Here is a 25476-nt window from a genome sequence, read left to right as displayed (position 1 = left end):
GTGATGTCTGAGCAAGGACTAAATGCATAACAAACAACGGCCGCTAAGAGCTCGCAAGAAGATCGCTCCGGCTCCGATGAAGGATGCTGCTAAAGCGGATGCCGCCGTCACTCATAAGCTTCACAAATTGTTAGCGCAGAGTGGCTTGGGCTCTCGGCGTGAAATGGAAGCGTTGATAGCGGCCGGCCAGGTCAGTATTAATGGCAAAGTTGCTAAATTAGGTGATCGAGTTGGACTCAGGGATCTGGTGCGTGTCAATAAGCGAATTATCCGCATTAATGCGAGTGAGCGCCTGCCGCGCGTGATTCTTTATCACAAACCGGAAGGCGAAATCGTGAGCCGCCATGACCCTGAGGGTCGGCCCACCGTTTTTGATAGCTTGCCGAGATTGAAGTCATCACGATGGGTAGCGGTGGGCAGATTGGACTTCAATACGAGCGGATTGCTAATATTTACAACAAACGGCATGTTGGCAAATCAGTTGATGCATCCTCGCTTCGAAGCAGAACGTGAATATGCAGTGAGAATTATCGGATGTTTGACCCCTGAGCAAAAAGATCAGTTATTGAGAGGGGTAGAACTAGGGGATGCGCTTGCAAAATTCAGCGATATATCAGAGCGGGGAGGAGAAGGAACCAATCGTTGGTATCATGTGGTGATAAAAGAAGGCAGAAATCGAGAAGTGAGGCGGATGTTCGAAACGCTAGGTTTGGCAGTCAGTCGATTGATTCGCGTACGGTTCGGCCCGATTACTTTACCTGCCAGATTGAAGCGGGGTATGTGGCAGGAACTTGAGGAAGGAGACATCAAGCATCTGTTGAGTGCGGTGAACACGCTACCTGTTACCCATCATTTTTCCAAGCTTTAGTCGACTGTACTTTGTTCGTAGCTTTTTTATCAGCTAAACAAAGGTATTGGCTTTTACTGCCAGGAGACCGACAGTCCATACCCATCACTCTTCGCAAGCTGTCCATGAATGCTGAAACGAGTCGCTAGAAAATGTTCAAATCAAATCTTTTCGTTCGAGCATAAATACAAACTGATCACCCCCACTTGTTTCCAACCAGGTGAATGGAATGCGTGGAAAGGATTGTTCCAGTACCTCGCGATTATGGCCGATTTCGACAATCAGTAGACCGTTTTCAGTCAAGTAGTTGGCAGCTTCTTTTAGTAAGTTGTGTATTATCTTTAATCCATCCTGGCCACCTGCAAGTGCAATGTTGGGTTCATGGTGATACTCATCCGGTAAAGTGGCCATCGAGGCTGCATTGACATAGGGTGGATTACTGATAATGACATCATAACGTTGACCGGCTAATGCGCTGAAAAGATCTGATTGAATGGGGCGAATGACGTGTACTAGGTCGTAACGCTCAATATTTTTTTGAGCGACATCAAGCGCGTCTGGAGAAATATCAACGGCATCGATGCGGGCATTCTCGAAAGCGTGTGCAAGCAAGATCGCAAGGCAGCCTGAGCCCGTACAGAGATCTAAGGCTGTGTGAATGCCTTCAGGCTGGCTAATCCATGGAGCTAGCCGAGTCTGCAGTAATTCGGCGATGAATGAGCGTGGAATAATCACGCGCTTATCGACATAGAAACTGAAATCTCCCAGCCAAGCTTCGTGTGTGAGATAAGCAACTGGAATTTTTTCGGTGACACGCTGCAAAATGAGTTGCACGATCTGATCACGTTCGATCTGGGTAAGGCGTGCATCCAGAAATAACGTTAATTGGTCTGGGGCAAGATGGAGGGTGTGCAAAATTAAATGAGTTGCTTCATCATAGGCCGTAGCGAAGCCATGCCCAAAAAATAGATCGGCTTGATTGAAATAGCTGACGGTAAAACGTAACCAATCGCGCAATGTGCGTAATTCACTGCTCGCGTGATTGATCAGGAGTCTATCGGGTGTATTGGCAGGAGTAACCATAATAGGTGATAAAAAAATTAGCGAAGGAAATGTAGCATAAATAAATTACCGAATGCTCGATTATTCGATTGATAAGTAGAAATGAATGACGAAGATTTTATGCGCGCTGCGCTGGATTTGGCTCGGATGGCGCAGGAATTAGGCGAGGTGCCGGTGGGCGCTGTCATCGCTAGGGATGGCAAAATTATTGGCCGTGGCTATAATCGATCTATTAGTGCGATGGACCCAACTGCACATGCAGAAGTAAGCGCTTTGCGCGATGCGGCTCAGTATGTGCGCAACTATCGGTTGCCAGAATGTACCTTGTTCGTCACGCTTGAGCCCTGTGCGATGTGTATCGGGGCGCTTTTTCATGCGCGGATCAAGCGGCTGGTGTATGCGGCGGCAGACCCTAAAACCGGGGTGTGTGGCAGCGTCTTGAATTTGCCGGCCGAGACGAGGCTCAATCATCACCTGGAAGTGAGTGGCGGGGTGTTGGCACAGGAGGCTGGCGCGTTATTGAAACAATTTTTTATTAGAAAGCGTCATTCCGGCAAGAATATTTTATATGCGAATCCATATCAGCATTGATCAGCAACGGCTCGATTTGCTGGCCGAACAAGATAATCTTGTCAAAAGCTATTTGATTTCATCTGCAAAAAATGGTGTCGGTCAGCAGCGAGGCAGTTTTTGCACACCATTGGGTAAGCATATTATCCGTGCGAAGATCGGCGATCAGCAGCCGATCAATACTGTTTTTGTGAAACGTCGCCCTACAGGGGAAATCTATACACCCGAGCTGGCCAGCCGCTATCCGGGGCGAGATTGGATTCTAACGCGCATCTTATGGCTTTCCGGCTGCGAGATTGGATTTAATCGGTTGGGACGGGTGGATACCATGCGCCGTTATATTTACATTCATGGCAGCCCGGATAGCGCTGAAATGGGCAAACCTGGCTCGATTGGCTGTATACGCATGCATAATCACGATTTGCTGGATCTATTTGATCGAGTGCCAGTGGGAACGCCAGTCGAAATTACCCGATAACTTTTTTCATGGCATGATCGTAACGTCGATTGAAGCCTGAAAAGTACCATTGGCTACGCCATCCAAATTGTCGTCGACAGCAAAGGTGAGCGTGTACGTTCCAAGAGGAAGCTGATTGGCCGGTATGGTTAAAATAGGGAAACGGTCGATAACGAAGAGCTTTCCGCCATAAGCCCGGATGGGTTGATCAGAAGGGATAAATTCGAATCGATCACTTAGCCAGAATACTCCCATGGGGGTCGCCGCCCGTAGCCAGTAATCGGCTAGTTTACCGATATAAACTCCTGGGTTGAGCGAGAGGGTAATCTTCAATGTGTCATTTTGCTGCAAGGTAATCGAGCCGGCTATGTCATTGGCAAAAATTGCTGGAGAAGGTGTCGAATATTTGGGCGGGGTAGGTGCAGGCACATCGTTGAAGAACCATGCGATATTCGCATTGAAATAAATCCGACCCTGGCTGATGGTAAAGTGTAACGGGTCAATTTGTACCGCCCTAATTTCGCATACCGCAAAGGAGGCTCGACTGCCATCGAAACTAAAGACGATATCAGCATTATCGCTCAATCCGACAAACTCCAGCTGTACGGTGTAATCATCGGTCGTGCCAGCCAGTCTATCCAAACCGCTCATGGCCAAACGCAAAGTGGCGACATCATCGCCAGTGAGTGTGCGTTGTGCCTCTCCAGAAATAATGCCCTGTTGCATAACAGCTTCTGTATCGTGAATACCCCATAGTCTGCCGACATTGCGGTCAGCATTGGCAGCAAAGCTTTGGCCTGGAGGTAGATCGACAAGATCGCGGCTATAGGTGGTCTGATCGACGCGCTCAGCGACACTAAAAGGATTGTTGTTACTTTTCTGGAACCAGTGCAGATTGACGTCATCGCCCCGTAGATCATCGCCAGAGCCAATGACGGCATCTGCACCGCTGGCGAGATTGAATTGACCATCTGCACCTTTGGTTGAACTCGTGTAGTTTCTATCCATACCCGTCAAGCCTGATTCAGAAGCGAGATTGGGGTGCCCTAGCCCAAGGCAATGTCCCAATTCATGCAAGGCAACCGATTCAAAGTCAAACTGGTGAGCAGGGACATTGCTGCCTTCTCTGACGACATTCTCGGTGGTTGGAATCAAATTATTCCAGGTATCGACGGCATTCTGTATAGGAACGACCATTTCTGCCGCATAAGTGGATGAAGGTGCTATACCGACTGTGACAATCATATTACCTCCTCTGCCGTCATAGCCGGGCGGATGGGTAATAACGTTGGCGCCGTATTCTCTACCTGCAAATTCGAAAGTGCCTGGGGAAACAGGCAAGGCTATACTCATGATGAGAAATAGCAGCGTACCTGTCAGTCTGTGAAGCACAAGCGATCTTTTTGCGGCCATTATTCAATTTTCTTGAGATCAGGCCGCTCCATCAGCGCTGCCAATTGCTGTTGAACAAAAAGTAAATAGCATATTTCCACAATATCCGGGTAACGCTCCGCAGTCCATCTGAGGGCATACCAGGCAATACTCTTTTTTGCCTGCCAGTCTCCTTGCTCAAACAGGATCGTGGCTTGATAGCGATTGGGATAAATTTCAATTTGTGTGGTTGGTGCATCCGAAATGCTGTCGACAGTGGAAAAAAGCGTTGGTTGCGGTTGCTTGATTGCTTGAATTTTGTTTTGGATCAGCATCGGGTCAAACGCCAGGATTTTTTCATCTGTCAGGTTGTGCCAAAGCTGATCAAGGGTGGCGGCATCCAGATAGGTTTCATAGATACCGGCTAGCCGCATGTAGGCTGGGCGGAAAACCAGCATATAGCCATCGTTGAAAATCATCAGTGAAGCCCCTGAGAGCGCTTCTCTTGAGCCCCCTAAGGTTTCGCTATAGTAGACAATTGCCGTATCCAAGCGCGATCGATCCGGTAAAGCGGAGATCAAGGGACGCTCAGAGGAAGTTGTGATATTTTGAGATGAAATACCCTGCTTGGCATCAAGCATGAGGAATCCGATGACCAGCAAGTAAACGATCCAGTTGCAAAAAACACGTTCGGATAATAGACGCATGATCGGTAACCTCTGATTTGCTTTAAGGCTTTATGAGAGTGAGAGTCTTATCATATTACGAATGAAAAAAATTCAGAGTGTGGGTCGATCAATCACGCCCATATGGAAATGGATTTTTCCTTGCTGGCGTTCTTCCAAATAGCGTTTCAAGGGATCATGAATGACGCGAAATGCAATTTCGTTCCATGGAATCTCATGCTCTTCGAAAAGTTTGACTTCCAGACTTTCGATCCCTGGAAAGAAATCCAAATCCAGTAAGCGAGCCTGAAACAGGTGATAGACCTGACTGATATGAGGCAGACTATACACCGCGTAGAGATCGCCAATCTCTACGTGAGCATTGGCTTCTTCCAAAGTCTCACGTAAGGCAGCTTGTGCCAATGTTTCGTTGTTTTCCATAAAACCTGCGGGGACTGTCCATTTCCCTTCCTTGGGGGCAATGGCACGGCGGCACAATAGAATTTTGCCTTCCCATTCTGGAATGCATCCAACGATTATTTTTGGATTTTGATAATGAATAGTATGGCAGGTGGGGCAAACGAAACGCGGTAGCGTATCGCCCTCGGGAACGCATAGAATGACCGTTGCACTGCAATGACTACAAAACTTCATAATGAATTCTGATCGATATACGAAAACAGTGTATTTACTTTATTCCGGCTGGCTTCTTCGATGGAATGATATCTTCTGGTAGTGAGGGAGGCTTGGTGGGAGAGGATATCGGTTTGTTTGCGGGAAGTATATCGACCGTCTCGGTGGCATTATCGGAAACCGTATTTCGATCGTGGGTTGTATTGACCGATTCGCTTGGGTTATTGGGCAACAAGCCATCATTATTGTTGACGGGATGGTCGCTGTCTGTGGATGAAGATGTCGTAATGGGTGACTCATTTTTCTCAGCCGACCACCAGTATACAATGCCACCGAGTATAAAGGTGAATAGCAGTCCTGCTATGGTTATTTTTCGCCAATCGAACGGTGGTTTCTCGAAAGGAAACCGGTTATCTTTGACCACATTGTCTGAGTAGGTATCTTCAAGCGATTGCGGTATCTGATTGAGCTTGATGCGAATTTTAAGTTGCTGGTCGTTCATAATAGGATCAATAAAACATAGCCTAAACGACTTACTATTGTAGAGGGCTATGGAGCAAACAGCGAGAACATTTTAACAGTAAGTTAAAATCTGTCTGTACGGTTATTGCGTCAGAAACAGGGCTTGATTCCTATCGTTCTCGTTTATCGTTGTTCTAAACGAGATCAATTGCTAGGATGAGTAAAATCACTCAGTCGTATCGGCAATTTTCAACAATCTGCTAAAAAAGTTAGCTGTAAACATCATAAAGTTCACCGAGGAAGAAGCGAGCAAAGCGGGATTTGATCGCAATGGCTTCAGTAAATGACCCTGCTTCTGTGGCTTGAAAACCTTTGATCAAGTCCTTAATGCCGGCCAAAGATAGACGTACTGTTCCAACGGCGAGAAGTTGGCCATTTTCCGCTGGGCCTTTAAATAATTTGAGACTTAAATTGGATAAGTCACGCCACATATCAAGCCCAGGATCGTCATTGAGGATATGCTCAAGGATGATTGTATAAACCTCATTATTTTTTTCTATTTCCATTTCATAGGTGATTTTCCGTGTTCTTTTCGATACTTTCTCAAGTGTGTAAGCACCGTTGGTAATCATGCGGAAAGAACCAAGTGAATCGCTGCTGATATGTCCTGTTATCTGCGCAGGATGCGTAGGATTATCCAGGAATGCTTCGAGATGGTGAATATGAACCGTTAAAGCGAGCTTCATGGTTTCATTCACGCTGGGCTGTGTTTGAAAGTTTAAACGGCCTTCCAAAGTTTGCGAGAAACGAATGCCGGGCTTGGGATCATGCATCCGTGATGGATTGAACGGAATTTGGCGAGATGATGAAGCAAGATGCTGTAGGTAAGTTTTGCTATCAGCATAACCCATCTCGATCAAGGTGGTATGGTCAATTTTCCCAAGATATAAATCTGGATCTAACGGCAATGGATAGTCTGGCCGAATGACATGGACTTGAATCGGTTGAGACTGACCATAAGGGCTGTCATTTTTCTCAATCCGCTGATTGAGTTCATGAATGATTGCCAGTTGATTGTTTAGGGCAGTATTGGCACTGACTTCGAGCATTTGTACATAGAGATGGAGCACGCCTCCCCGGTAGACACCGGTATTGCCTAACCCCCAAAGTATCCAGATTTCTTCCGCACCTTGTTTGACTGCTTCAATGAGATTGGCATCCTGCACAAAACCGGTATCCAGATAAATTCCACCATTCTTACGCACTGGAGGGAACACACCCGGCAAAGACATGCCCGCGATGACCATATCTTCATCGATTTCTCGATGTGATATCACCTTGACGATTTTGTTTGCGTAGTCCAGCACGTTATAGGATGCACGCACTGTATCCACCTGGTTTATGGCCGTGAAATCGATGCCGAAGTGAGGCAATACCTTGTGGCGAAATGCATCGGTGTCACCAAGCCCCTGTAGATTCTCAACTTTGAGATAATCTTCGAGCGGCAGAAAAGAAATCGTATCGATGAGGCGCAGAGTACGCCAACGTTGACATATTTCATTAGGCGAGAGTCCAGACAAGAGCATGGAGAGATTGAGGCTGCCACCCGATGTCCCATCCATGAATTGAAATGCGATACCCGCTTCTTGCAGCGCCACCAAGATACCCGCCTGATACGATAAACGAAGCCCGCCACCCGGCAATACTAATGCTCGTTTAGGTTCACCAGATTTTTGAGGTGCTGTCAGAAAAACAGTTGAAGTTGTACTCATCGAGAATGACACTAACGGTTAAAATTGCCAAAAATTTCTCCGACAATGGGCGCACTAGGTTGCGGTGGCCAAGTTTCATCCAGCGGTAAATCGATGACGCTTTCAAAACCCTCTGGTGCAGTTAAGGGTGGCTCTGCTTGGTACAGGAACCAGGATTCGATATGATCATCCAAAGTGCCGACCACGCCGGGAATGAATGCGGTCATTAAAGGCTGATTCTCGATATCCAGCGTTTTTAAGATATCGGCACGAGGGTGGTCGCCAAGCACCAGCTTTGCTTTCGCGAACTTGAACAGCTTTACGCCTGCCCGGCCTTTAATATAAATACTGGATTTCATCAGCATGCCGCGAAATGCGCAGTAGTTGACTGCAGGGATATTCCACAGGGGTAGAAAGGAGAATGAAGGGCGAGCAATCTCTATGTAGGTAACGAGCTGCCCATCCAAATCATATTGGCTGCTCACGCTTTTATCGCCGATTTTAAAATCCAGATTACCTTGATGCTTGGGCATGCCCCAGATTCCTTTTCCACCTTTTACTGAGATCTTGGTAGATACCGGTAATTCGAGCACATATTGGCCCGTGCCAAAAGTGTTCATCAATGCGAGAGGAAGCAAGGGTGGGGCGGGTTTAAGCCCATGGGTACAAGCAATACCGATGCTATATTCGATATATTTGCCGATGTTCGTTCCTAAATAATTGATGACGGCAACGACCAACAGCCCTTTGTTGTTTCGCATACGCAAGGGATGTACTTCAGACGGTAAAGCGGCTTTAGCCTTATCTGCATTGATAGGAAAAACAGCCATGAGTACAGGTGAGGGTGTGCATTGCACGGGTAATTGAAAAGGGATGCCATCGACCAGTGAATGCTGGCCAGAAGTTGTTTTTATTCGCTTGGGAATACCCATATTATGTTTTCTCCAGGTTATTTGGCGAGTTCTTCAATCATGATGGGAAACACATCGCGTGCGGCATGCTTACCCATGAAGATATCCAGGTGACTGTATTCAGGTAGCCTATGCAGGGTATGAAAGTTTGGTTTTAGTTTGTCAAAATAAGCCCACGATTTTTCCTGGCTTTCTGGCAAAAAGCAGCGGTTCTTACCTCCACAAAAAAATGAGAAGCGTGCGTCCGTTTTGGGTGGCATGAGACCAAAGTCGTCCGGTAATTCAGGGTAACCCTCGACCGCAACCAAATGGCCTTTATGCACGCAACGGGCCATCTGTTTGAAAAATCTCATCGGGACGTTGCCGAATTCTTCTTTTAGCCATTCATGGGTGTTTTCGCTTATATTCTCGTGACGCCATAATGCCGGAAATCCGCTGCCATAGGTGAAGCTTACCCATTTGCAAACGGTATTGTTACATTCGTGATGTGTAAGCTTGACCAGTGCTGTCATGATTTTGGCGATCCAGTTTGGTGCTTCGACTCCCCAGTGAGGATTGACATAAGGGGTAAACACATTTACCAACGGCACGACGAAATTGAGCTTGAATCTTGACCAAGCGGGAACCACGGGGTGCAGCGTAACGGCGTTGGCAATGATCGTTGTCACTTGTGGCACCAGACCTGCTACAGCAGACATCATAAAGCTGGTCGAGCCCTGGCAATGGATGATCGCCTTCAGCGTAGCATGACCGGTTTCTTCACATATTTTTTGTACCGCCTTGGGATGATCATAAAGCGCAGCCTGATCAAGGTTCCAGGTATTGGCGGGAAAATCGATGCTGGCGCGCCAATTTTCCAACCAGACATCGTAACCCGCATTTACCAACGCATCGACGATGGTCTCTTTTTCGGGTGCACGGAAGATATTGGCACGCACACCTGCGCCATGCACCAGAATAACTGGCCCAAGTGTCGGAGGATGGGCGGCAGAACGAATATTGATCAGGTTCAACGCCATTCCATCGCCCGCCGTGAAAGGAACAATGCGTTCTGTCAGCTCCATGGAGTATTCCTTCAAGTTTAGGTCGTTAATACATCAAGGGTTGATCAACTCAGCAATACGCTCCGCAAGCGCGGCAATCGTGCGCGAAGGGTTCAGTCCAACCGCTCTAGGAATGATAGAACCATCAGCGATGTACAGGCCTGGATGGCCGAATACTTCTCCTTTATGGTCGACTACACCATCCATACTGCTTGTACCCATACGGCACCCTCCTAGCGGATGGGGTGTGATCAAATTTTTTAGGACGGACCACGTCAGGGGAACCTTGGCTTCGCCCCCTGTTACCTTGGAAAGTTGTACGTGCATATCGATTAATGCCTGGACAGTCTTTTCAGATTTCTTGATATTCCAATCGAGATGCATTTTATGGCGGAAAGGGGGGATCCAGCTTCGTGAAAGCTTTAACACGCCATCTGAAGCGTCAACAGCTTGCCCAAACCAGGGCATGATGGATGATAACGGGCTTTTATTTTTAACTAGCGTTTGTAATGTACTGAAGAAGTGCCCATAGTGATGATCCTTGCTCAAGCCAGTGACCGCATCTTTCATCAGATTCGGGAACCCCCCATCTTGCACCCAGAATCGTTGTCCTTTGAAGGAGCCATCCAGAAAATCGATGGCACTGGTGATCGTAGGTCCATGAGTGGGCGAGATATCGCGGTTCGGGTAGATTGCGGGTGTCAGGAAATCACCGTTTGAGCTCCAGCCTGTTCCAAGGACCGGGCTGAGATTAGGGAGTGTACCGTATTGATCACGACATCGTAGCAGTAATTCATTGGTACCCATGGTGCCGGCTGCTACGATCACTTTCTTGGCGTTCAGAAAGCCGGGTGACAGTTTATGCCTGTCAATATCGATGACATTGAAATCAACGCGATAACCTTGGCCATTTTGCAGAGGGGTGATGCGTTGCACCAAGTGGAGTGGTTTGACTATTGCGCCATGCTGTTCGGCAAGCGGGATGTAATTCAAATCCAGTGTGTTGCGTGCTTTGACTTGGCAACCGATATCGCAATTGCCGCAATGAACACAGGTTCCTTGTTCTTGACCAAATGCATTGATATGGTATTTGGTGTGTTGGTCACCGAAAGCATCTGGGCGATCGTAGCTAAATTCAGGATCAAAGGTGACTGCCAGCGGTATTTTACGAAAGCGGTCACCATAGCCACCTTTATCGGCAGCCTCTTTCATCAGTTTCATCTTGGCGGGCCACTGATTATCGGGCACTTCCTGCACATTGAGCATTTTGCCAGTTTTTTCATAATACGGTTTTAAGGATTGATAGGTGATTTCCTTAGGCCAATCGGATTCGAAAACAAAGGGTTCAGCTTCAACAAAAATATTAGCGTATATCAATGAACCACCGCCGACACCACTGCATTGCGCGACAGCCATATCTGGATAGGCGCGGATATCAATCCAGCCATTTAATTCTGCGGGTTTCTCGTTGGACCACCACCAGGCATCTTTTGGATCGCGCGGATAATCCTTGACTTCCCAACGCCGACCTCGTTCGAGAATACAAACTTTCAATCCTTTTTCTGCTAGCCTGCAGCCTGTAATCGCCCCCCCAAAACCGCTGCCAATCACAATGACATCGTAGTGCAGCGTTTCGTCATGGGATTTATCGATGATCTGCTTGCCAAATTTTGGGATGACATAGCTATCCCATAACTTACCTGCAAAGAAGGCACCAAATTTTTCAATCGCCCGCGTTTTTTCAGCGAGACTCGCTGCGCCTGGCACTTCGATGGTCGAAAGCAGATCAGTCAATTGCTTGACACCCAGTGTCAGAATGCCTGCTCCCACAATCGGACCTTGTTTGTTTTTCCCTTGATATAAACAAGTGTATAGGGTGGTGGTATCAGACCAGAGATCAAAACCATGATCATCCCTCACATTCTTGTGGCCAGCTAAATAGTAATCTTTTCCTTCATGCTGGAAAGCTAATTCGTAGACCATATAAGTCGTATCGGGATCATCAGTGGGCTTGAATAAATTGAAAACCCCGCTATTTGCTACGATACCCATTCCCAGGGGGGGGAAGTCTATTGTCCCGGTTAATGAGCCTAAGTGAGTTGGGTCGCTCAGGAAGCGATCCAGATCATCTAAACTAACCCTAGCGTGCATTGCAAGTGTAGTACCGTTTTGTTTACCTTCTTGCACACCCGCAGCAGGATCGATTGCTCCGAGAGCGAAGTAGCCCGACATGGTTTCTTTGAACGTCAAAGATGTACTCATAGCCCTTTTCCCAAAAAAGAATTAAAAGATAAGAATTTCAATGGGTTTAATAGATGATCTTAGATAAATAATGCTCTCGGAATATAATGCTGTCAAGTGATGACTCATTTCGCCAGGTGTTTTTGTGCGATTGAAATTCATAAGTTCTGAGAATATCGTGATGTTAGGTGTATGGTGGATTGGAAAACGCCTAGAATAGCGGTAAAAAATGATGCCATTTCCAGCTTGACATAAATATCTTAATGACACCTCGTGTGAGCAGCGTTCGAAAAAAATGGAAGAATCGATCGAAACAATACGGCAGCAGATGCAATCATTGCGTGAAACAATAGAAAATCATAATTATCGCTATTACGTTTTGGATGCGCCCATCATACCGGATGCGGAATACGATCGATTGTTTCGTGAATTGCAGCAGCTCGAGCAGCGCTATCCAGAACTGATGAGCCCTGATTCACCTACACAACGTGTGGGTGCAGCTCCGCTCAAGGAATTTAGGTCGGTCGTCCACCGTACGCCGATGCTATCGCTCAATAATGCATTTGAAGACAAGGAGGTGGAGGCGTTTGACCGGCGCATCAGAGAAGAATTGAAGATAGATGACGTCGACTATGCAGTGGAGCCTAAATTTGATGGGTTAGCGGTGGGTTTGACTTACGAAAACGGGCTGTTGGTAAGAGGAGCGACACGGGGTGACGGCTATACGGGCGAAGATATTACCGCTAATTTACGTACCATCAAATCCATTCCGCTCAGATTGCCTGTTCAGTTCCCGCCTGCTTTACTGGAAGTGCGGGGCGAGGTGCTGATTCTGAAAGCCGATTTCGAGCGGCTTAACCTAGAGCAGCAAAAAAAAGGTGAAAAGTTATTTGCCAATTCGCGCAACGCTGCTGCCGGTTCACTCAGGCAGCTCGATTCCAGTATCACAGCGAGACGCAGATTGACATTTTTTGCCTATGGCCTTGGTGTTCACGAGGGGGGGACGATTCCGTATAAGCGGCATAGTGAAGAACTGGCCTATTTAGCTTCGCTGCATTTTCCGGTGGTATGTGAATATAAGGTGGTAAGCGGAGTTGCAGCCTTACTGGCTTATTATCGACAGATGGCTGCGTCGCGGGATAGGCTGCCTTACGACGTCGATGGTGTCGTGTATAAAGTGGATGATTTGACGCAACAGAAACAACTCGGATTTGTATCACGTGCGCCGCGGTTTGCGATTGCACATAAATTTCCCGCCCAGGAAGCGGTAACCGATTTACTGGATATCGAGGTACAAGTAGGAAGAACAGGCGCTTTGACCCCGGTGGCCAGATTGGCGCCCGTATTCGTCGGCGGCGTCACGGTAACCAACGCAACGTTGCATAACGAAGATGAAATCAAGCGTAAACAAATTAGGATCGGTGACAAAGTGATCGTGCGTCGGGCCGGAGATGTCATTCCGGAAGTAGTCGGGATTGTTCCCGAGCAGCGTTCCAGTCATGCTAAACCGTTCTCGATGCCTGATCTTTGCCCGGTATGTGGTGCCCGTGCTGTGCGTTTGCCGGGCGAAACGGTTACCCGTTGTACCGGTGGCCTATTTTGCCCCGCCCAACGGAAACAGGCCATTTTGCACTTTGCTTCGCGCCGCGCTATGGACATCGAGGGACTTGGGGAGAAACTGGTGGAGCAATTGGTCGATCAATCTATTGTGCGTACGCCTGCCGATCTCTATAAACTCGGTCTAGCCGCTTTGGCGAGCTTGGCGCGCATGGCGGAGAAATCTGCCAACAACGTTTTGCAAGCAATCGAAAAAAGTAAGAATACGACACTTGCCCGATTCATTTATGCGCTGGGTATTCGTCATGTAGGCGAATCGACAGCCAAAACGCTAGCGCAATATTTCGGTCAGCTTGATCGGTTGATGGTTGCGGATGCCGGTCAATTGCAGCAAGTGCCGGATATCGGCCCGGTGGTTGCGTTAAGTATCGCTGATTTTTTTGCCGAATCACACAATCGCGAGGTGATCGAACAACTGCGAAGCTGCGGTGTGACATGGAGCGAAAGCAACGAAATGGCTGTACCCAGAAGTCACCTGATACAGGGTAAGACTTTTGTGCTGACAGGCACATTACCCAACATGGCACGTGATGAAGCCAAAGATCGAATTGAGCGTCTGGGTGGAAAAGTCACGAGTAGTGTTTCCTCGAAAACCGATTATGTTGTCGTGGGTACTGACCCGGGCAGCAAATACGACAAAGCCGTTCAATTAGCTGTGCCATTGCTCGACGAAGCTGGGTTGATTGAATTGCTGGAAGGCCGAGCAGAGAAGTGCGAGAGCAAGGATGATGTTGGTTGATGAAAAGGCCAGACAGCTTCTGGCGGATGCTGAGTTGATCGTTCCTGCTGATGTGTTGACATCGACGATTCACGGAATGGCACAAGCGATTACTGCCGAACTCTCAAATCAATATCCTTTGGTTTTGAGTGTGATGAGTGGGGCCATTGTATTTACCGGCCAAATACTACCCCTGTTAAATTTTCCTCTGGATTTCGATTATCTGCATGTGACCCGCTATAATCGTGCCCTTCAAGGTGGGTCCATTCAGTGGGAGGCATTACCTCGAACCGATTTAACAGGGCGGGTTGTTCTGGTTTTAGATGATGTGCTGGATGAAGGACTCACGCTGGCCGCAATCCGTCAACGCCTCATGGAAGCAGGAGCGAAAGCGTTTTATAGTGCGGTGTTGGTGGATAAATTGATCGATCGTGAGAAGCCGGTTTATGCAGACTTTGTCGGGATTTCGTTACCAGATCGGTATATCTTTGGTTATGGCATGGATGTGCAGGGAATATGGCGGAACTTGCCCGCTATCTATGCGATGAAAGCGTAAAGTGGAGAGAAGTATGCTCGCAATTATTGGGGGGAGCGGGATGACCAAGCTTCCTTGCTTGGAAATTTCACATCGACAGATCGTGAGAACGCCCTATGGCGAGCCATCGGGCCCACTGACATTTGGTAAGATTCGAGATCACGAGATTGTGTTTTTAGCACGGCATGGTCATGGACATACCATACCGCCTCACGCTGTCAATTATCGCGCCAATCTTTGGGCTCTCCATTTGTTTAAGCCCAAAAGGGTGATTGCAGTCGTATCGGTGGGGGGCATACGATCGGATTTGTCGCCAGGGAAAATCGTAGTGCCTGATCAAATTATCGATTATACCTATGGCAGGAAATTTACCTATTTCGATAACACTGATAGGCCCATTACCTATACCGATTTTACTTATCCTTTTTGTTCGAGAGCGCGTGATTATTTGTTTAAAGCTGCAAAACTAGCAAATGAAGTCGTAATAGATGGCGGGGTGTATGCTGTAACGCAGGGACCGCGGCTCGAAACGGCGGCCGAAGTGAATCGATTAGAGCAAGATGGCGCTGATATGATCGGCATGACGGGTATGCCAGAAGCCGTACTTGCTAGGGAGTTGGGGCTTTCCTATGCGGCAATCGCGGCAGTGGCCAATCATGCAGCCGGTCGGGGTGCGAGTATACGTGCAATTCCGTTGGAAGAGGTTTATGCTGTTTTGGATAAAGCTATGGAAAGTGTGAGAAATATATTGGAACATTTGGTAATAATAAATGACGATTAGAACTGTTTTGAAAATGGGCGACCCTCGTCTGCTGCAAGTCGCTAAGAAAGTGAACAAATTCAATACGCCCGAGCTCGATGGACTGATTCAAGATATGCAGGATACGATGGCAGCGCTCAATGGGGCGGGTTTGGCTGCACCACAAATAGGCGTTGATCTGCAAGTGGTCATTTTCGGGGTGAGCTATAACCCTCGCTATCCAAAAGCGGAGACCGTGCCCTTCACCATTTTGATCAACCCAGTTTTGACCCCATTAACGAAAAAGATGGAAGAAGACTGGGAAGGCTGCTTGAGTGTTCCAGGACTGCGCGGTAGGGTGCCACGCTATACACAGCTGCGGTATCAGGGAGTGGATCAATTTGGTCATGTCATCGATCGGAGTGTGGAGGGGTTTCATGCACGCGTGGTACAACATGAGTGCGATCACCTGCAAGGCATACTCTACCCCATGCGCATTACCGATTTTCGCACTTTCGGTTTCACTGATGTGTTGTTTCCGGGTGAAGAGGTCATGGATGAATAAATTCCATTCTTGGATCTACTCAATTACCAGGGCTTGACCACGACGAGGATAACGACTGCAAATAGAATAATAACCGGGATTTCATTGAACCAACGATAATAAACATGGCTATGTCGGTTGCGGTCATGTTTGAAATCGAGTAACAACTTGCCACAATAAATGTGATATGCGATTAGCAGAATGACCAAAGCGAGCTTTACATACAGCCACAAACCTGAGAAACCGTATCCAAGCCATAACCAGGTTCCGAAAATGATCGTCAACAGTGCGCCAGGCGTCATGATGCCGTAATAGAGTTTACGCTCCATTACTTTGAAACGATCAATGCCTGCCTGATCGGTACACATGGCATGATAAACAAACAGCCGTGGTAAATAAAACAAGCCTGCGAACCAAGTGACCATAAAAATAATATGTATTGATTTAATCCAGAGCATAATTAGGCAACCTTACGTTTATCGAAAAGATAGATCATATTTTACGCTACTGTCAGACAAGCAAACTTCGATATGATAAATTGTGGTGATAATATAGTTCAACCTGGAATCCTGACTTGAGCAGAGCAGAGCAGAGCAGAGCGTACGTCGGCCGAATGCAAAACAAGGCAGATGATGCTCGGAGGCGCCGATTGAGGGCGCCGAAGAACAAGATATATCTGTATCAGGACGATTTGGGTACGCGCCATGGCGTCTTTCAAGCGGGTGAAGAGAATAAGCCATCAACTCGTTTATAGCTTGTTTTATTTTTAGGCAACAAATGATAGCTTTGGGGCTCACTATGAACCGAATTGACTGTGTTTGTAGGCAACTCAGCATTAGACGGTTGGCAGTAGGATTTTCTTTCGTGATGATTGCATTGCCGGTATTCGCTGGACAAACTTATATTGAATCTCCGGATACCTATCTGGCTAAATTGAGGAGTTTGCAGGCTGGTGATCATTTGCAGCTCATGCCTGGTGTGTATAGACATGGCTTGCCCATTCATCATTTGCAAGGAAGTAAGAGCGCCCCTATTACCATTTCTGGTCCGGAGAATGGGTCACGCGCAATCTTTGTAGGGCGGTCAGGCCATAATACGATCAGTATCGTTAATGCGCGCCATGTCGTGATACGCGATTTGGAGATCAATGGGCAAGGCTTGCCTGTCGATGGAGTGAAATGTGAAGGCCATGCAGACTGGGCGCACCACATTACGCTTGAAAAGCTATTTATTCGCCGACATGACCATAACCAGCAAATCGTGGCCATTTCCACTAAATGCCCTGCGTGGCATTGGGTCATTCGCGACAATGTCATAAGTGGAGCAGGCACGGGGATTTACCTGGGAGATTCGGATGGGCGCGCTCCCTTTGTGGCAGGGTTGATCGAACATAATCTCGTTATCGATACCTTGGGGTACAATCTGCGAATCACGCATCAACAATCACGCCCAACCTTGTCAGAAATGCCGGGTGATGCGAGTAAAACCATCATCAGGCATAATGTGTTCAGTAAAGCCGCTAACAATGGTGTGAAGAAAATGGCTCGCCCTAATGTGTTAGTGGGACACTGGCCTCTTTCGGGAGCAGGGCAGAATGACCAGTATCTGATTTATGGCAATTTCTTCTACCAAAATCCCTATGAGTCGTTATTTCAGGGCGAAGGGAATATAGCGTTATACAACAATATTTTTGTCAATCACCTGGGTAATGGCATACGCATTCAACCGCACAAAGATAATCCCCGGAAGGTAAGCATTTTTTTCAATACAGTATTTGTTGCCGGCAGCGGGATCCATCTTGCGAACAGGCACAAAGTAGTTTCATTTCCTCAATGGATTGCTAATAATGCCATTTTTGCGCAAAGACCCCTGACAGGTATTGCCACTCATCATGATGATAATAACTTCCTAAGAAGTTATCAGGCTGCACAAAACTACCTCGTGCAACCTTTCCGGCCACCCGGACAGATGAATCTCACGCCACAGATTCAGACAATGAATCAAATCAAAATCGATCGTTCAAAAGCAAGCGTGTATCCTGATTGGAATCAGGATTTCGATGGTCATTCGAGTGATCAACGCTTTGGTGCCTATGCTTATCCTGGGTCGGTAAATTGGTTACCTCAGCTGGAGATAAAGCCAAAGGTTATGCCATAATGCATCGGACAATTAGGTGCAATAACGATATGATCAGTGTAGCTGGTACATTCACGTGCTGATCATGCCGTGCACTTCATTGATCGCCCATTCCTTGAGTATAAATCAGAGATAAGGGAGCGATAATTGCGATCACCTATATCGTCTCGTTATTCTATTCGCGATGCAGCTGGAAGTGCTACCGAAAATCGGGGTATATCGATTTACCTGGTGATCGGCTATTTGATCCTGGTGATCTATGGCAGCTTGTTACCTTTCACGCGGAATGATCTTACGTTTGATGATGCGTGGACGAACTTTCCTCATATCCCATTTCTAAATCTAGGCGTTGCAAACCGTGCGGATTTAGTAGCCAATCTATTGCTATATATTCCACTTGGTTTTCTGCTATGTGGTTTTCTGGCAGGTCGGCGTCGACATCAGTGGGTACGCATTATTGGTTCGATGGTGGCACTATTATTTTCGATTGCGATCGCAGTAAGCATCGAATTTACTCAGCAATTCTTCGCTCCTCGAACGGTTTCGTTGAATGATTTATATGCTGAAATTCTAGGTGCGGTGCTAGGTATCGTCTTATGGCTTGTGGCAGGTCGGCGCACTGTTCAACTTGTCAGTACGATTTATATTGGTGGCGAACAAGCACGTCACGCTATTTTATTGATCTATGGGTTGGCTTATTTGCTTCTGAGCTTATTTCCCTATGATTTTTTGTTGTCACTCGACGAATATGAGGGGAAATGGTTATCGGGCCATATAGGATTACTATTTGCACCCCTTTGCGGAAGCGGCTGTATGTGGAAACTCATTCCCGAGGTATTGGCAGTCATGCCTTTGGCCATACTTCTGTTTCGATCATTGCCGCATGCACCGCTTTTTCTTGCTGCTATTACTGGGGCCATGTTAGGCATTTTGATCGAGGGGCTACAGTTTGCGATAGCTTCCGGGGTTAGCCAAGGAGCATCAATCGTTTCTCGTGCAATCGGGATGATGCTAGGCGCAAGTCTGATGCGATTCATCTCGGAAATCGACTGGCGCTGGATACGTCAATATACTCGCGGGATAGTTTTAATTGGGATCTTACCTTATTTGTGTTTGCTCGCTTTGGTAAGCCACTGGTTTTCTGGCGATTGGTACAGCATATCGGATGCCATTGACCGTCTTGACGAGATTCGTTTCCTTCCTTTTTATTATCACTATTACACGTCAGAACAAAGGGCGCTTATCAGTCTGTTATTTCAAGCAGGGATCTATGCACCGGTTGGTATTTTCTTCTGGTTATGGCGTTGGGGGGTATGGTCGATTGATCTCGTTCGCGGGAGCACCCTGTTACCAGGTCTAGCTGCAGGTTTACTTGCTTGTATCATCGAAATGGGTAAGCTTCTCGTGCAAAGGACACACCCTGATCCTACCAATATTTTGATTGCAGCAGTATCGGCAATACTGGCGTATCGATTGTTGAACATGCTATTTATTACTAAAGTCAGTGGTGGTAAGCCGATTGCCAATACTGCCTCAGATAATAACCAAATAGAAAATGAAGTCAGTGCTACAAAATCAGTAGCGCAAGCTGAAGCGATTCATCAGATTGATCGCTATGCAACATTTACCGTCCAGCATAATCATTCAGATCAACAGTGCGTTAGACGGCCGTTATGGTTGACCGTATTCGGTTTGCTTGCGTTGGTTATAGCAGGATTCGCGGCTTTTACCCATCCACTGGGAGCAACCTGGACTTTACTATGGTTAGTGAGCTATGTAGTCCTGCTTTGGTGGCGCCCGGATTTGTGGTTGGTATGGGTGCTCGCTTTACTGCCCGTGCTGGATTTATCGCCCTGGAGTGGCCGTTTATTTTGGACGGAATTTGATACTTTGCTGTTAGCAACCATCAGTGTGGGTTATTTGCGCCTGTATTCAGGCCAATCCATCTGGTCGATTTTAGGCCTACCCGTGAGCATGCTAATGATGTTATTTATCATATCGGCACTCATCAGCTTAGGATTTGGCATCTGGCCATTGGCGCCACTCGATCATAATGCATTTACTAGCTACTACAGTTCTTATAACGGATTACGTGTAGCCAAGGGCTTATTGTTCTCTTTGGCCTTCATGCCGTTATTAGTGCATGCCTGGTCTAAACCTTCGTGTGCGGTACATAAACTTACTTGGGGGATGGTGTTAGGGTTAACCCTAGAGGTAGGGTACGTGTTGTGGGAAAGGGCTACCTTTTCTGGACTCTTTAACTTCCAAAATGATTATCGTATTACGGGTTCCTTCCATGGCATGCATGTTGGCGGGGCCTATATCGAGAGTTATCTGGCAGCCGCATTACCGTTTGTAGTGCTATGGGCGTGGCTGCAGCGGAAGGTGTGGGTAACAGCGTTTGCCATCGTTTTATATGGTTTGGGGGCTTACAGCATCATGGTCACGTTTTCGCGTGGCGGACAAATTGCGTTTGCAGTAGTGACATTTATCGTATTGCTGGGATTTATGTGGCTTTCGCTACGAGGCAGGACGCAACGGCTGGTGAATATATCGGCTATATCGCTGTTAACGATAGCCGCATTGGCTGTTGCATGGCCAATAGCACAGGGTGGATATAGCCAATCCCGCTGGGCGGCATTCGAAAGAGATATGATCAAGCGCACTGATCATTGGCAGGAGGCCATTCGTATTTTTCAGCTTCGTGATGCGGCACTATTTGGCGTCGGCCTGGGCACCTTTCCTTCAGCATATTATTGGGGTGCAGAAGTAGCTTCGCGCTTCACCACGTATCGTTTTATCACAGAAAACAACAATACTATCCTGCGCCTTGGAAGTGGTGATCTGACGTACCTCGAGCAATCAGTAAACGTTAGGCCCGGGCAGAAATACACGCTGACAATAGACTTGCTCAGTCAATCTGATAATGCTGCTCTGACTATGACAGTATGCGAGAAATCGCTTCTTCATTCATATACTTGTGTAACAAAACCACTTCGGATTAGTGAGCCTGGTGGAGAGTGGACACAGTACAAGTTACAGATTGATACTAAAGATTTTCTTTCTTCTTGGATGCCGTTTCAGCGTCCGGTAAAACTTTCGCTTTTTAACGATCGGCATGGAACGCTGGTAGATATTGATAATGTAGCTTTATATGATGAAATAGGTCGCAATTTGATACAAAATGGCCATTTTTCAAATGGAATGCATCATTGGTTTTTTTCGACCAATCATCATTTGCCATGGCATATTGAAAACCTTTATTTGAGTATTTTGTTTGAACAAGGCTGGATTGGGCTGATTTGTTTTACGATACTGATTATTTATACGCTTATCCGCTGCCTGTTTAATGCTCGTCAACGTGATTCTTTCAGTATTACGCTATTCGCCTCGTTTATTGCCTTACTAATGCTTGGGATATTAAATAGCTGGAACGATGAACCGCGGCTTACTTTCTTATTCTACTTTTTATTGATTACGGGATTGATAGCCGATCAACGCTCCCTATCCACTCAATATCAGATGACTTCTCTTCAGAAACAAACATAACCGTAAATTGATTATTGATGGCTATAATGGGCGAACAATACCAAGTTAACTGCATGGATTATCAACTTAATGCAGATCATCGAGAGTGTTTATCTTATTGTGTTATTGTAAAGGTTAAAATTACTTTTCGATTAGGGTGCTAGTTTATTTAGCTATGCAAGTATCAATGTTCGTAAAGTCTCACTAAAATGATCCGATATAAAACTACCACTTTAATTAATATTCTGAGTTTTTAGAATAAAAAACCCTTCTGCATCCTTTATGTTTTTTTGTTCCCGACATACCTTCCTCGTTAAGAGAAAAGCAGCTTGGCGATATGATTATGAAGGAGATATCAATAAGGGGGGTAATCTGTGAGAGATCTGCTGGTTGCCACCATATTTTTTGGTGTATTACCTTTTGTATTCGCTAATCCCCATATCGGTGTGCTTCTATGGTCATGGATTGGCTATATGAATCCTCATAGGCTGGGGTGGGGATTTGCCTACAATTTTCCTTTTGCACTCATAGTTGCTGTGGTGACTTTAATCTCTTTAGTGGTCTCCAGGAAGAAATTAACGTTTTTTTGGCACCCTATCATCGGCTGGCTAATTGTTCTGAATATTTGTTTCCTGATTTCCACGATTTTTTCCCTTCAACCTGATAGTTCATGGGCTCAATGGGATAAAGTGATAAAAATCCAGCTTTTCATTTTTATTACTTTGTGGGTGATGGGCGATAGGAAGAAACTTGAAAGCCTGATATGGGTTATCATCGCTTCAATTGGTTTTTTTGGGGTAAAAGGGGGCATCTTTACACTGGTTTCTGGCGGTGCAAACCACGTGTTAGGGCCAGAGGGTAGTTTTATTGCTGGCAATACTGAAATTGGCTTGGCATTGGTTATCATACTGCCACTTGTTTGGTATTTATTTCTTCAAGCGACTCACAAATGGGTACGTGCTGGATTAATTGCTTCCTTGGTGCTGATACCTATCGCTATTTTAGGTACCCAGTCACGTGGAGCGTTACTCGCGATCGCAGCTATTGGCTTCTTTCTTTGGATGAAAAGTAGTAAAAAGCTCGTGCCGCTTATGGTCATTCTTTTCATGATTCCTTTTATTTTCATGTTTATGCCGCAAGAATGGCATGATCGCATGTCGACAATCAGCGATTACGAACAAGATGCTTCAGCGCAAGGCAGGATACAAGCATGGACATTTGCCTATCAATTGGCTCTGGCGCGACCGCTAACGGGGGGTGGATTTGAATCTTTTCATAAGGAAAATTATGAGCGTTTTACTCCTGGCTTAGTCGAGCAGGGCACTGGAAATTATCATGATGTACATAGCATTTATTTCGAGATGCTGGGTGAACAGGGATTTTTGGGTTTGGTAGTTTTTTTGATCCTAGGATTTCTTGCTTGGAGAACTGCAAGTAAAATTATGAAATTGACCAAAAAATCTGTAGAACATAAATGGGCCTATGATCTTGCTGCTATGATTCAGGTCAGTTTGGTGGGTTACGCGGTCGGAGGAGCGTTTCTGGGATTGGCGTATTTTGATCTTCCTTACCATTTAATCGTCATGCTGGTTTTAACGCAGCGTATTCTACAGCGAGAATTAGCGATGAACGTTCAAAATCAGATCAATGAGCCTGCATATCGATTAACTTCCTATTCTGGGAAGCGGGGTAATGGTCAAGTACAAACTTTGCGAAATGGCTGAGCTGCTGCCACAGCGTCGATTCGAAGAAAGCTGGCGCAGACGGATTGAAAAGTATACAGATCATGTTCATTATGGTGTTCGGGTTGCGGGATGGTTAGTGACTGGCTTAGAAAACCGATTATGCTACTTAGTCATGTCTTTATCGTCTGTGGTAAACGCTCTTTACCCTTTTTGCTTGATCAATATCTTTCATGACACACGTTCGTAGGTAAGTCTATGAAAATATTGTCTTCCCTGTTTTCACCTGCCGGTAAAAATGCAAGATTATCTATTGTTATTTACCATCGCGTTCTACCTAATCCCGATCCCTTAGTGGGAGGAGGGGACGTCAATAGTTTTGAGAAGCAACTTGGTTATTTGACTAAAAATTTCAATGTCTTGCCTTTGTACGAGGCTATTAAGCGACTGCGGCAAGGCACATTGCCGAGTCGCGCGGTCAGTATCACTTTTGATGATGGTTATGCGGATAACGCAGAAATTGCCTTGCCCATTCTCCAGAAATATAACGTATCGGCAACCTTTTTTATCGCTTCAGGTTTTCTTGATGGAGGCAGAATGTGGAATGACACAGTAATTGAATCTGTACGCCAAGCGCAAGGGGAGCGGCTGGCTCTCGATGAGATCAATTTGGGCACCCATATAATTTCTACCTTGACGCAGCGGCGAGAGGCACTTTTTAACATTATAGAAATTCTCAAATATCTGCCTCACGAAGTTAGGCAATTGCAGGTTGAGGAAATTAGAACACGTATTGCTGCAAATCTACCGAATGATCTCATGATGACTTCCGATCAAGTCAGGCAGTTACATAATGCGGGTATGGAGATTGGCGGGCATACAGTAACTCATCCTATTCTGTCAAAGGTCAACAATACTATCGCGCTGACTGAAATAGCCAATGGTAAAGAAGCCCTAGAAGGAATTATTGGCGCGCCAGTCCGTTTGTTTGCTTATCCAAACGGCAAACCGGGAAAGGATTACTGTGCAGATCACGTCGAAATGGTCAAGCAGTTAGGGTTTGAAGCGGCTGTATCCACTGCCTGGGGTGCGGCTAAAGGGCATGATGATGTATTCCAGCTGCCACGATTTACCCCATGGGACAAAAGTGAGCTTTTCTATGTGTTACGAATGGCGCAGAATACCTTCAACAAGATCGAAGTGGTCTGATTGATTAGATTAGAAGTTGCGTAAATAGGAATCCATGAACTTTGATCCAGCTTTAAGTAATCCCCTGATGTATTACGACTGGTGTGGTGTGTTATCGTGTAAGTTCAATCAGGCTTAATAGGGGATTGAACCATTTTCAGCACAAATTATTTACACGGCAAGATTCTTTAATCTTTTCCTCCATGCCGATTTGCATTCCTGCTGTGCGACCCTCTTCCAAGGCGATGTCGAGCGCAATCCCTTTGTGCAAGCGATAAGCAGCCCACATCGCACCGGCACGATTACCCGATGCACAATGCACGAGTATGGGTGGGGTGGCGTGTTCAATGGTGTCAATAAAAGCGGATAGTTGGACATCATCGATACCTTTTGCTGTGACAGGGATATTGATGTAGCGCATGCCCGCTTGTTCGACGGCCTGTTTTTCAATATCGGTACCTTCGGCTTCAGTACGCAAATCGATGATTGTCTTAAAACCTTGCGTAGCCAGTTCCTGTACACCGCTTTCACCCAATGAGCCGCCAGTGGCAACTTGCGTTGTGGCCCGATTATAATTCGAAACTCCTTTTATCTGATTGCCGAAAGGTGCTTGGTTATGGGCTTGAATAATACTTGCAAACGATAAGAGTGACCAAACTAAGATGATGTTCTGCATGTGGTTCATCCTGATCTCCTATAATAAACTGGGCCATGTTTCGTTTTACTACAAGGTAACATAATTAAGGCTATAAATTAAGCGGATGATGAAGGAGCGA

22 protein-coding genes are annotated in these 25476 nt (G+C 46.4%); 11 read left to right on the top strand and 11 right to left on the bottom strand.

Features of this window, described 5'->3' with window-relative positions; genetic code table 11:
* Window positions 1-22 precede the first annotated feature (22 nt).
* Window positions 23-868 carry a 23S rRNA pseudouridine(2605) synthase RluB gene (rluB, locus tag C8R30_RS11465; RefSeq protein WP_107790163.1) on the top strand — a complete coding sequence of 282 codons (846 nt, stop codon included), beginning with the start codon at window positions 23-25 and terminating at the stop codon, window positions 866-868.
* Between the two features lie 135 nt (window positions 869-1003).
* On the opposite strand, the gene prmB is transcribed toward rluB, so the two are convergent.
* On the bottom strand, window positions 1004-1930 hold the full coding sequence (prmB, locus tag C8R30_RS11460) for a 50S ribosomal protein L3 N(5)-glutamine methyltransferase (protein ID WP_107790162.1): 927 nt from the start codon (window positions 1928-1930) through the stop codon (window positions 1004-1006).
* An 81-nt stretch (window positions 1931-2011) separates the two neighbouring features.
* On the opposite strand from prmB, the gene tadA reads away from it, so the two are divergent.
* Window positions 2012-2500, top strand: coding sequence for a tRNA adenosine(34) deaminase TadA (tadA, locus tag C8R30_RS11455; protein ID WP_107790161.1), 489 nt, complete (start codon window positions 2012-2014; stop codon window positions 2498-2500).
* Window positions 2478-2957: a L,D-transpeptidase gene (locus C8R30_RS11450; RefSeq protein ID WP_107784625.1), complete on the top strand. Its 480-nt coding sequence runs from the start codon at window positions 2478-2480 to the stop codon at window positions 2955-2957. Before tadA ends, C8R30_RS11450 begins: the two co-directional genes overlap by 23 nt.
* Before the next feature lie 6 nt (window positions 2958-2963).
* On the opposite strand, the gene C8R30_RS11445 is transcribed toward C8R30_RS11450, so the two are convergent.
* From C8R30_RS11445 to C8R30_RS11410, 8 genes are all read right to left on the bottom strand, one after another.
* A complete protein-coding gene (locus C8R30_RS11445; protein ID WP_090670868.1) occupies window positions 2964-4349 on the bottom strand; it encodes a zinc metalloprotease in 1386 nt (461 codons plus the stop codon).
* Entirely contained in the window at window positions 4349-5014 is a 666-nt protein-coding gene (locus tag C8R30_RS11440) for a hypothetical protein (protein ID WP_107784623.1), read from the bottom strand. Before C8R30_RS11440 ends, C8R30_RS11445 begins: the two co-directional genes overlap by 1 nt.
* A gap of 72 nt (window positions 5015-5086) precedes the next feature.
* The gene (locus C8R30_RS11435) at window positions 5087-5626 is read right to left on the bottom strand and encodes an NUDIX hydrolase (protein WP_090670875.1); all 540 of its coding nucleotides are present in this window, start codon (window positions 5624-5626) and stop codon (window positions 5087-5089) included.
* A gap of 34 nt (window positions 5627-5660) precedes the next feature.
* Window positions 5661-6107, bottom strand: coding sequence for a hypothetical protein (locus tag C8R30_RS11430; protein ID WP_107784622.1), 447 nt, complete (start codon window positions 6105-6107; stop codon window positions 5661-5663).
* 229 nt (window positions 6108-6336) lie between these two features.
* Window positions 6337-7839, bottom strand: coding sequence for a patatin-like phospholipase family protein (locus C8R30_RS11425; protein ID WP_107790160.1), 1503 nt, complete (start codon window positions 7837-7839; stop codon window positions 6337-6339).
* 11 nt (window positions 7840-7850) lie between these two features.
* The gene (locus C8R30_RS11420; RefSeq protein ID WP_107790159.1) at window positions 7851-8750 is read right to left on the bottom strand and encodes an acetoacetate decarboxylase family protein; all 900 of its coding nucleotides are present in this window, start codon (window positions 8748-8750) and stop codon (window positions 7851-7853) included.
* A gap of 17 nt (window positions 8751-8767) precedes the next feature.
* Window positions 8768-9793, bottom strand: coding sequence for a lipase family protein (locus C8R30_RS11415; protein ID WP_090670887.1), 1026 nt, complete (start codon window positions 9791-9793; stop codon window positions 8768-8770).
* A gap of 33 nt (window positions 9794-9826) precedes the next feature.
* Window positions 9827-12034, bottom strand: a complete 2208-nt coding sequence (locus tag C8R30_RS11410; protein ID WP_218143468.1) for a GMC oxidoreductase — start codon at window positions 12032-12034, stop codon at window positions 9827-9829.
* Window positions 12035-12308: 274 nt separating this feature from the next.
* Between C8R30_RS11410 and ligA the strand changes: the two genes are divergently transcribed.
* The 4 genes from ligA to def are packed head-to-tail and all read left to right on the top strand — an operon-like array spanning window position 12309 to window position 16187.
* Window positions 12309-14369 carry an NAD-dependent DNA ligase LigA gene (gene ligA / locus C8R30_RS11405; protein WP_090670890.1) on the top strand — a complete coding sequence of 687 codons (2061 nt, stop codon included), beginning with the start codon at window positions 12309-12311 and terminating at the stop codon, window positions 14367-14369.
* On the top strand, window positions 14359-14904 hold the full coding sequence (locus C8R30_RS11400; RefSeq protein ID WP_090670893.1) for a hypoxanthine-guanine phosphoribosyltransferase: 546 nt from the start codon (window positions 14359-14361) through the stop codon (window positions 14902-14904). The genes ligA and C8R30_RS11400 overlap by 11 nt, the downstream gene beginning before the upstream one ends.
* A 13-nt stretch (window positions 14905-14917) precedes the next feature.
* Window positions 14918-15664: an S-methyl-5'-thioinosine phosphorylase gene (locus C8R30_RS11395; RefSeq protein ID WP_107790158.1), complete on the top strand. Its 747-nt coding sequence runs from the start codon at window positions 14918-14920 to the stop codon at window positions 15662-15664.
* The gene (gene def / locus C8R30_RS11390) at window positions 15654-16187 is read left to right on the top strand and encodes a peptide deformylase (RefSeq protein ID WP_090670899.1); all 534 of its coding nucleotides are present in this window, start codon (window positions 15654-15656) and stop codon (window positions 16185-16187) included. The genes C8R30_RS11395 and def overlap by 11 nt, the downstream gene beginning before the upstream one ends.
* 23 nt (window positions 16188-16210) lie before the next feature.
* Here def and C8R30_RS11385 read toward each other — a convergent pair whose 3' ends face one another.
* On the bottom strand, window positions 16211-16624 hold the full coding sequence (locus tag C8R30_RS11385) for a CopD family protein (RefSeq protein WP_090670902.1): 414 nt from the start codon (window positions 16622-16624) through the stop codon (window positions 16211-16213).
* A 340-nt stretch (window positions 16625-16964) separates the two neighbouring features.
* On the opposite strand from C8R30_RS11385, the gene C8R30_RS11380 reads away from it, so the two are divergent.
* From C8R30_RS11380 to C8R30_RS11365, 4 genes are all read left to right on the top strand, one after another.
* A complete protein-coding gene (locus C8R30_RS11380; protein WP_107790157.1) occupies window positions 16965-18323 on the top strand; it encodes a right-handed parallel beta-helix repeat-containing protein in 1359 nt (452 codons plus the stop codon).
* A 126-nt stretch (window positions 18324-18449) separates the two neighbouring features.
* Window positions 18450-21851, top strand: coding sequence for a VanZ family protein (locus tag C8R30_RS11375; RefSeq protein WP_258192024.1), 3402 nt, complete (start codon window positions 18450-18452; stop codon window positions 21849-21851).
* A gap of 353 nt (window positions 21852-22204) precedes the next feature.
* Window positions 22205-23554, top strand: coding sequence for a putative O-glycosylation ligase, exosortase A system-associated (locus C8R30_RS11370; RefSeq protein ID WP_090670905.1), 1350 nt, complete (start codon window positions 22205-22207; stop codon window positions 23552-23554).
* A gap of 216 nt (window positions 23555-23770) precedes the next feature.
* Window positions 23771-24721 (top strand): polysaccharide deacetylase family protein, encoded by a 951-nt coding sequence (locus C8R30_RS11365; RefSeq protein WP_107784315.1) that lies wholly within the window; start codon window positions 23771-23773, stop codon window positions 24719-24721.
* A gap of 136 nt (window positions 24722-24857) precedes the next feature.
* Here C8R30_RS11365 and C8R30_RS11360 read toward each other — a convergent pair whose 3' ends face one another.
* Window positions 24858-25385, bottom strand: a complete 528-nt coding sequence (locus tag C8R30_RS11360) for a protein tyrosine phosphatase family protein (protein WP_239654138.1) — start codon at window positions 25383-25385, stop codon at window positions 24858-24860.
* Window positions 25386-25476 lie beyond the last annotated feature (91 nt).

Source organism: Nitrosomonas nitrosa, assembly GCF_003051105.1.
In the GTDB taxonomy this organism is placed as follows: domain Bacteria; phylum Pseudomonadota; class Gammaproteobacteria; order Burkholderiales; family Nitrosomonadaceae; genus Nitrosomonas; species Nitrosomonas nitrosa.
Note: the sequence above shows the minus strand (reverse complement) of the source record. Positions and strands in the feature narration are given on the sequence as shown.

Coding starts and splice junctions, on each gene's coding strand:
- rluB (WP_107790163.1), top strand. CDS start 23: ATGCATAACAAACAACGGCCGCTAAGAGCTCGCAAGAAGATCGCTCCG.
- prmB (WP_107790162.1), bottom strand. CDS start 1,930: ATGGTTACTCCTGCCAATACACCCGATAGACTCCTGATCAATCACGCG.
- tadA (WP_107790161.1), top strand. CDS start 2,012: ATGAATGACGAAGATTTTATGCGCGCTGCGCTGGATTTGGCTCGGATG.
- C8R30_RS11450 (WP_107784625.1), top strand. CDS start 2,478: ATGCGAATCCATATCAGCATTGATCAGCAACGGCTCGATTTGCTGGCC.
- C8R30_RS11445 (WP_090670868.1), bottom strand. CDS start 4,349: ATGGCCGCAAAAAGATCGCTTGTGCTTCACAGACTGACAGGTACGCTG.
- C8R30_RS11440 (WP_107784623.1), bottom strand. CDS start 5,014: ATGCGTCTATTATCCGAACGTGTTTTTTGCAACTGGATCGTTTACTTG.
- C8R30_RS11435 (WP_090670875.1), bottom strand. CDS start 5,626: ATGAAGTTTTGTAGTCATTGCAGTGCAACGGTCATTCTATGCGTTCCC.
- C8R30_RS11430 (WP_107784622.1), bottom strand. CDS start 6,107: ATGAACGACCAGCAACTTAAAATTCGCATCAAGCTCAATCAGATACCG.
- C8R30_RS11425 (WP_107790160.1), bottom strand. CDS start 7,839: ATGAGTACAACTTCAACTGTTTTTCTGACAGCACCTCAAAAATCTGGT.
- C8R30_RS11420 (WP_107790159.1), bottom strand. CDS start 8,750: ATGGGTATTCCCAAGCGAATAAAAACAACTTCTGGCCAGCATTCACTG.
- C8R30_RS11415 (WP_090670887.1), bottom strand. CDS start 9,793: ATGGAGCTGACAGAACGCATTGTTCCTTTCACGGCGGGCGATGGAATG.
- C8R30_RS11410 (WP_218143468.1), bottom strand. CDS start 12,034: ATGAGTACATCTTTGACGTTCAAAGAAACCATGTCGGGCTACTTCGCT.
- ligA (WP_090670890.1), top strand. CDS start 12,309: ATGGAAGAATCGATCGAAACAATACGGCAGCAGATGCAATCATTGCGT.
- C8R30_RS11400 (WP_090670893.1), top strand. CDS start 14,359: ATGTTGGTTGATGAAAAGGCCAGACAGCTTCTGGCGGATGCTGAGTTG.
- C8R30_RS11395 (WP_107790158.1), top strand. CDS start 14,918: ATGCTCGCAATTATTGGGGGGAGCGGGATGACCAAGCTTCCTTGCTTG.
- def (WP_090670899.1), top strand. CDS start 15,654: ATGACGATTAGAACTGTTTTGAAAATGGGCGACCCTCGTCTGCTGCAA.
- C8R30_RS11385 (WP_090670902.1), bottom strand. CDS start 16,624: ATGCTCTGGATTAAATCAATACATATTATTTTTATGGTCACTTGGTTC.
- C8R30_RS11380 (WP_107790157.1), top strand. CDS start 16,965: ATGAACCGAATTGACTGTGTTTGTAGGCAACTCAGCATTAGACGGTTG.
- C8R30_RS11365 (WP_107784315.1), top strand. CDS start 23,771: ATGAAAATATTGTCTTCCCTGTTTTCACCTGCCGGTAAAAATGCAAGA.
- C8R30_RS11360 (WP_239654138.1), bottom strand. CDS start 25,385: ATGAACCACATGCAGAACATCATCTTAGTTTGGTCACTCTTATCGTTT.